Annotated in this window: 3 protein-coding genes and 2 pseudogenes; 1 reads left to right on the top strand and 4 read right to left on the bottom strand. The window is 64.6% G+C overall.

The window, feature by feature from the left end; genetic code table 11:
- Positions 1 to 430: 430 nt before the first annotated feature.
- Positions 431 to 1,420, top strand: a pseudogene (locus V5E28_RS46380) (DEAD/DEAH box helicase family protein); the annotation flags it as partial.
- Positions 1,421 to 1,677: 257 nt separating this feature from the next.
- On the opposite strand, the pseudogene V5E28_RS49915 reads toward V5E28_RS46380, so the two are convergent.
- The 4 genes and pseudogenes from V5E28_RS49915 to V5E28_RS46360 form a co-directional block, all read right to left on the bottom strand.
- Positions 1,678 to 2,202 (bottom strand): annotated as a pseudogene (locus tag V5E28_RS49915) (transposase); the annotation flags it as partial.
- A gap of 73 nt (positions 2,203 to 2,275) precedes the next feature.
- The gene (locus V5E28_RS46370; protein WP_336216703.1) at positions 2,276 to 4,180 is read right to left on the bottom strand and encodes an N-6 DNA methylase; all 1,905 of its coding nucleotides are present in this window, start codon (positions 4,178 to 4,180) and stop codon (positions 2,276 to 2,278) included.
- Positions 4,181 to 4,194: 14 nt separating this feature from the next.
- Positions 4,195 to 5,100 (bottom strand): serine/threonine-protein kinase, encoded by a 906-nt coding sequence (locus V5E28_RS46365; RefSeq protein WP_336216702.1) that lies wholly within the window; start codon positions 5,098 to 5,100, stop codon positions 4,195 to 4,197.
- Positions 5,097 to 7,244 (bottom strand): UvrD-helicase domain-containing protein, encoded by a 2,148-nt coding sequence (locus tag V5E28_RS46360; RefSeq protein ID WP_336216701.1) that lies wholly within the window; start codon positions 7,242 to 7,244, stop codon positions 5,097 to 5,099. Before V5E28_RS46360 ends, V5E28_RS46365 begins: the two co-directional genes overlap by 4 nt.
- Between the last annotated feature and the right edge of the window lies 1 nt (position 7,245).

Below are 7,245 nucleotides of genomic sequence, written 5' to 3'. Positions count from 1 at the left end.
CTATAAGCTTTCATGCGCTCCTGACGGAGCCGCTCTGTCCGCGTGAAGCTTTCGGTACGGGCGACCGTCCATCTCTGGAAGAGGAAGGTCGTGAGTGAACCTAGAAGGGTTCCTGCGATAGCGATGAGTGCAGCGAAGACAACCTGCATAACTTCAGTTGAGCACTACTGTGCTCGATGACAAACTCGGCCCTACTCCCGAGGTGTGGACACCTTGAGTGCCGGATGATGGAGATCCGGAAACAAGGAGTTCCACGTGGCGATGAAGTCGTACCCGTCGGAGTCCAAGGCGGACGCCCTCGCGTTGTATCTGTCCGGTGCGGGACGGACGCTGGCCTCGGCGGCTGAGGACTTGGGGATGTGCAGGCTTAGGCGGGTTGGGGTAGCTGGGCCGTCCTACGCCGAACTTAGCCTGACCCATTTGGACCATAATGCGGAATATGTCCCCAAATGCAACTTCAACCTGCATTGATCATTTAGCCGGGAAGGTCACCCCAAGTCGTGATCATGCACGTGCGGGCCTATTATCTGGGTCAACAAGTGGTGCTCCTGAGGGGGATGCGCCCGTTGGTGCGTCTCGCGGGGGACACATGGAACACGACGTTGACGTCGAGGAGCTATCGATCGAATTGCCTTCTCGATGGTCTGATTCGATCAAAGTTGACAAGAACATCGCACGTCAGCTCCTTTGTCCACCACGTAAAGCCCGTCTTGTCAATGAGAACCAGTCAGTATGGGCGGTCGCGGAGGACCAGCGCTGGCCTATCATCAAAATTCCCGCCCCGGAATACGTGCACCTCGTCCGGAAAAAAGAGCGGTTCGCCTGGGGCGGTCCCGCCGCGGCGCACGCTCCAGCCGAAGTAAGGGCATCTCTCGAGGGAGCCTTTCGTCTGCCCAGCCTCGACGCGCAGAGCCCGCGAGGGTTGCGTGCACCCCAGACCGGCGCTCTCCTGGCCGTCTTCGCCCACTGGACCACCGGAAGCCAGCACCCGGCAACAGTCGTGATGCCCACCGGCACCGGCAAGAGTGACACGATGGTGGCGATCTATGCAGCCGCGCGCCCGGAGCGCCTGCTGGTCCTCGTACCCTCCGACGTGCTGCGCGGTCAGACAGCGGGCAAGTTCGAGACCCTTGGCGTCCTGCCTGAACTGGGCGTCGTCACCGGCCCGTTCGAACGCCCTGTGGTAGGCCGCGTGGAGCACCACTTCGAGTCGGGCTACAGCGCCCGCTCCTTCGCGCAGGCGTGCAACGTGGTGGTCACTACCCCCGCCGCCCTTTCGGGCTTCCCCGAGGACGTCCGGACCATCTTCCTGGCCGAGTTCAGCCACCTGTTCATCGACGAGGCACATCACGTGGCGGCCAGAACCTGGAGCGAGATCCGCGACGCCTTCGACGGCCGGCCAGTCGTCCAGATCACCGCCACCCCCTTCAGGACGGACGGGCGCCCACTCGGCGGACGAGTTGTTTACGCCTTCCCGCTTCGCGAAGCGCAGGCTCAGGGATATTTCGCCGGCATCGACTACATCTCCGTGCTGAGCTTCGACGACCCGGACAGGGACATCGCCGAACGCGCCCTGTCGTCCCTGCGCACCGACCTCGACAACGGCCGCGATCACCTCCTCATGGCGCGGACCAGCTCGATTAATCGGGCCAACGAGCTGCTGAACCTGTACGAAGAGCTCAGCCGGCTCGGCCATGCGCTGCGCAAGTACGCAGCGATCTGCTCGGGACTCCAGTCCAGCTCCAGCTTGGCCTGCACCTCTGCGCGGAGCTGCGCATCTGCCAGCAGCCGTCCCTGACGCGGCCGCCGGGCCCGTTGCCGCGCTCGCGCGTGGGCGAGATCGCCGTCGTAGCCGCCTCGATCGTGTGGGAGCGTATTGCGCCGCAGCTCGCGGCTGATGGTCGATGGGGAGCGTCCGAGACGGTCGGCGATCGCGCGCACTCCCAGGCCCTGTGCCCGCAAGGCCGCTATCCGCTGCCGCTCCAGCAGCGATAAGAAACGGCTCGACCGGGCGCTCTCAGCCAGCCGCGCCGGCGGTAGCCCGCCGTTCTCCGCCCGCCACCGGTAGCCGGTCTTGCGCCCGATTCCGAGGGCGCGACAAGCCTCCACCGTTCCTACGCCGGACAGCACCAGCCGCCAGTACTCCGACTCCACGTCCAACCTACGCTTGGGACCTCGCCTCGCCATCAACACGCCCTCCATGATCAGGTGTGTTGCGACAAGCACTAGAACCCGAGCGTCCCCAGAGGGTCAGGTTTTGCGGCGCCGTCGAGACTCATTCTGTGAGTTCAAAAACTTCAGCCCGACATAGACTGACAAGAGATTCGCCTTGCTCTGATGTCGTTTCCAGTTGTTTCTCCAGCGTCTCGAGCCTTCGAAAGGCTGCACCAAGGCGGCGTTGCTCCTGCAAGGGCACCCGCGGAATCTCCACTCGGCGGATGTCTGAGCGAGACGTCCCCGACTGCCCTCGCGCCTGCGCTCCCGAGAGCTTCAAAAAGCCCGACAGGCACGTCGGATCTATCCGCTCGCGATCCATGCGGAGAAGTTGAAGTCCAGGCCCCAGCGCCATCCCACCCATCTTCGCCACACGGGCGACCATCGACCGTCCTCCGGAGGAAACCACCACGTCGCCAGGCTCGACTGTGACCATGTCGGAGGTCGCAGCCATTCGTCCGCTCGGGTCACCGCCCCGGACAACGTCCTCCAATGTAAGGACCGGTATTTTCCCTGGCTGTTGCTGTGTCTTCGGTGCTTGCACGACGGTGATCGCTCCCGCCCTGACTTGCTCGGCGATCGTGGTCATGGGCAGATCCCTCTGTAGAGGGGCGAGCTCTCGTAGGCTTTCCACCGCTCGAAGCGTGTCAGCCAGGGAAGTGTGCAGCCTCTCCAACACCAGCGGGAACGCTTCTGCCTTCTCACGGCGCTCGGCGACGTAACGAGCGGGGGTTAGGTCGACATCCTCGTCGAGCAGTTCGATGAGTGGTACGGCTCCGGCCACGGGCTCTCGTTGGAAAGCCTTCCATCGCTCAAGGACCATCGATGGCAGCTCGATGAGGGGAATGTGGGAGGCATCCACCATGAGCACGTGCGTTGGAGTGGGGTCTCCGGGCTCGGGCCGACGCAAGATCCAGAGATACGGTGCTGTCTGGGAGCCAGGAGCGGTTCCGGCAGGAAGAGTGATCACGGATCGGATGGCACCCGTGCGAAGCAGCTGCGCGCGAATCCGCCGACCCGAGCGACGGTCGGCTGCGGACTGGGGCATTAGAACAGCCATATATCGGCCGGGCCTGAGGTGGAACAGTCCGTGTTGTACCCAGGGGAGCTCCGGCTCGCCACGCGGCGGCAGGCCGTACTGCCAGCGGATGTCACTGGCCAGCTCTTCGTAGCCCCAGCTGCGCTCTCCGAAGGGCGGGATGCAGACGACCGCGTCGGCCTGGGCCGAGCCGAAGCGATCGTCGCGAAGAGCGTCCCCTGTCTGGATCGTGGCGTCGTGCCCGTGAAGGCGTAGGCGTGCGGCCGCCACTCGTGCTGCCGCTTCGTCCTGTTCTTGGCCAAGCAGGCGAGTAGCGCCAACTCCGGCGGCGGTCAGAAGCAGTGTTCCGAGGCCGCATGTGGGGTCGAGTACCGTGCCATTGTCCGCTGACGGCAGCGCGACCATGAGTTCGGCAACCTCGGGAGCGACGACATCGATCCTTCGGGAGTGTGCTTCAAGATAGCGCTGGTAAAGAAAGTCGAAGATGGACTGAGTCCCCTGTTCCTCTGCGAGGTCGGCGATGGCCCTCAGGATGGGGATTTCTACCCGCACAGTTGATACGCCAGAGAAAACGCCTTCGATGATCTCCGGGTCGGTCTTCTTGGCTAGGCGCCTCCACTTCGTCCCTGATGTGCCGACGAAGACGAGGAACTCACCGATCTCTCCCAGCGCCTGCCCGAGGTAAAGATCGTCGACTGTCGCCCTCAGCTGCTGCCAAGCTCGTTCATCCGCGGGAACTGCTGAGAGCTTGCCCTGCCTGCGGAGCCACTCCTCGATCTCTCCGAGTGAGAACAGCGGGCTGCTCGATGTTCCGCCGACCGGTGCCGGAAAGTCGTCGAACCGCCGACGCCAGTTGCTGACGGCGGCGCGCCCAACCCCCGCCAGCCTTGCGATGTCGGCCGCTGCGACCGTGGCGCTGTCTTGCATGGATGTCCCCAAGTTCACTTGCTGACGTGCTGGATGACCGCGGCGTACATGTGGACCGGGTCGTTGGAAAGGTCGCGGTCGACCAATCCGGGTATGGGAGGAGGCTGTCTGACGAACGTTTTCAGGATGTCGAAGACCTCGATCGCGCTGGAGGGGCGCCGGTCGGCGGACTTGTCGAGCAGCCGCAACGTCAGCCCTCCCATGTCCCGGGGAACATCGGCCCGTCCGATCGCGGGTGGGTCCTCGAACCTGCTTCGGTTGATCTCGGTCATCAAATCCTTGGACGCGTACGGCCGGACCCCGGCGAGCAGTTCGTAGAGCAGGCACCCGATCGTGTAGAGATCGGTGGAACGGCTGGCCTGTGCTCCGTCGAAAAGCTCGGGCGCCGTATAGCGGGCCGAACCGGGTATCTGACCTGCCTGAGTGATCTGGGAGAATTCGCTGGCTCCGAAGGATGTGGCCACGCCGAAGTCGATGACCTTCACCGTAGCGTTGGGGCACATCACGAGATTGTCTGGTTTGATGTCGCGGTGAATCAGTTCGGCCTCGTGCGCGGCGGTGAGCACGGCGCAGACCTGAGCAGCGATCAGAGCCGTCCACGGGACCGGTAGTGGATGGTGTTCGGCGATCAGGTCGGCGACCATGTCACCTTCGACGTACTCCATGACCATGAAGAGTTCGCCGCCGTCGCTACCGAAGTCGTAAACCACCGGAACGCCGGGGTGTCGTAGCCGCGCGGTGATCCGGGCTTCGCGGTAGAAGCGACGGGTGGCGTCGTTCCGGTCGGCAAGGTCGTTCTCGTCGATGAGCTTGACCGCCACCTGGCGGTTGAGCCGCAGATCTGTCGCCTGCCAGACGGCGCCCATCCCTCCCCGGGCCACGGGGGCGGTCAGCGTGTAGCGGTCTGCGATCGTTTTCATGGCAGGAACCTGCTCTTCCGCCCGTGCCAGGAGATCACCAAGGTGTCGCGGGCCCGGGTGGCGGCGACGAACAGCAAGGACCGGGCGCGCTGTAGTTCGCGCCGGTAGCGCAGCGGGTCGCTGTCCTCGTACTGGGCCGCCCACTGCGAGGGCACCAGTCCTTCGGACACACCGGCGATGATCATCCGTTGGTATTCCAGCCCCTTGAACCGATGCATGGTCCCGACGTGGACCGCGTCGTGCAGCTTGGGTCCGTCGGGTCCGATCGCCGCCGCGATGATGCCTGCCTTGCCAAGGCGTTGCTCGACATCGGCCACCATGTCCCGTTCCGGGACGCAGATCGCGATCGACGAGAGCGACACGTCGTTCCATTCCCGGACTCGGTCGACCAGCCCGTCCAGTTCGGCGTCCCAGGTAGTGGCGCGCCGGAGTTCGGGGTTCAGCCCGTGCAGCACAGATCGGTATCCGCGCAGGTCTTCCTGGCCGTCGTCGAGGTCGTCCCATTCCTCCTGCCCCAGCAGGGCGATCGCAGCGTGCAGGATTTCGGCGGTGACCCGATAGCTGAGCGTCAGCTTCGACGAGCGTCCGCGGATGTTGATGCCGAGGCTGCCCAGGGACACGTAGTTGCCGTAGATGCGCTGGTGGGTGTCGCCCGCGATGAACAGATCGTTTCTGCCCTCGGGCACCATCGCCCGCAGCATCTTCCAGTGAGCCGCGCTGAGGTCCTGTGCCTCGTCGACGACGATGTGCCGGTAGCGCGGGCAGTGCCAGATGCCGGACTCCCGCTGCAGCTTGATCGAGCTGACCTGGTCGGCTTCGTAGGAGGCGTTCCTGGCGGCGCGCTCGATCTCCAGGCGGGCGGCCCGCTCGGCGACCTGCCGATAGGTCCACACGTCCTTGTCGTCGAGCCGCTTGACGTAGCGTTCGACCAGTTGCCAGATGGCGGCGCGGGCTTCCCTGCTGATGGTCCGTCCTCGGCCGGCGCGGCGGGCCCGGAAGTAGTCGGATCGGGAGACGATTGCCTGCCCGAGGATCACATGGGACCACTCGGCGTGCATGAACTCGGCGTCCCAGCGTGTCTCGCCCACCTCGGTGAGCAGATCCTGCCATTCCTGCAGCGCTTTGGTGTCGTCGATCCAGCGCCGTCGCCCACCCGGTTCGGCTTCGGCGACGATCTGAGTGGCCAGTTTGTCGATGTTGACGATCTCGACTCGTTTGACCACTTCGGGCCCGGCCAGTTCCAGCAGGCGCTGCCGCAGGTCGGCCGCGAGGTTCTTGTTGAACGTGGTGAGCAGGACGTCCTTTCGGTCGCCAGGGCCGAGCCGTTCGACCAGGTGCCGGACGCGGTGGAGAGCGACGATGGTCTTGCCGGTGCCGGGGCCTCCGCTGACCCGGGCGGGACCGCTGTAATCCCGGTCCACCACCTTGCGCTGAGCGGGGTGCAGGAAAACCCGCCACCGTTCGAAGTCGCCGTCCAGAACCTCCTGGAGTTCGGTGTCGCTGGTGGTGACCTGGGTGGCGGGACGGGTCAGGGCGGTCTGGTAGTCGTCGACGTCGACGGGCTCTTCGACGGAGACCGGTGTGGTGACCTGATCGAGAACCTCTTCGAAGCTTCTGCCCTCGTGCAGCGCCCGCAGTACCTCCCCGGTGAGCTGCGGGGCGCGTTCGACCAGGCTGCTGAGTTCGTCCTCGGTCGAGATCTTCGCGATCAGGTCGAGCAGCGGCTCGGCCACGCCTAGCCGCAGAAGTTGCTGCGGGGTGAAGGCCGCGAACAATCCAGTGGGGGCCTCGCCGATCCGCTGTTCGATCTCGCCCAGGTCGGCAAATTCGATGCCGCCGGTAACCGGGTTGATCTGGTAGGCGAAGCGATCGAGATTCTCGCTGAGATCTCGGTGGGGCTTGACCGCCACCAGTATGTAGTCGGTTTCCCCCGCATGGAGGAGTATCGCCCCGTAGTCATCGTTGACCTGCGCGGTGAGCAGTCGTGGGCGGCCGGCGAGCGCGGTGAGCTGGAGTTCCGGGTCAGCCGGGTTCCGGCGGAACCTGTGCTGAAAGTCGTAGATCGCCCCTCGGATGATCCGGGGTAGTCTACGGATCTCCTGATCAGTCTTGTCGAGCAGTCGCAGTGTGGCTTCGCCCTGCACG

The sequence above is a fragment of the Nonomuraea sp. LPB2021202275-12-8 genome, from assembly GCF_037044575.1.
Classification (GTDB): Bacteria; Actinomycetota; Actinomycetes; order Streptosporangiales; family Streptosporangiaceae; genus Nonomuraea.
The sequence above is the reverse complement of the archived record's forward strand: the minus strand, read 5'-3'. Positions and strand labels throughout refer to the sequence as shown.

Coding starts and splice junctions, on each gene's coding strand:
- V5E28_RS46370 (WP_336216703.1), bottom strand. CDS start 4,180: ATGCAAGACAGCGCCACGGTCGCAGCGGCCGACATCGCAAGGCTGGCG.
- V5E28_RS46365 (WP_336216702.1), bottom strand. CDS start 5,100: ATGAAAACGATCGCAGACCGCTACACGCTGACCGCCCCCGTGGCCCGG.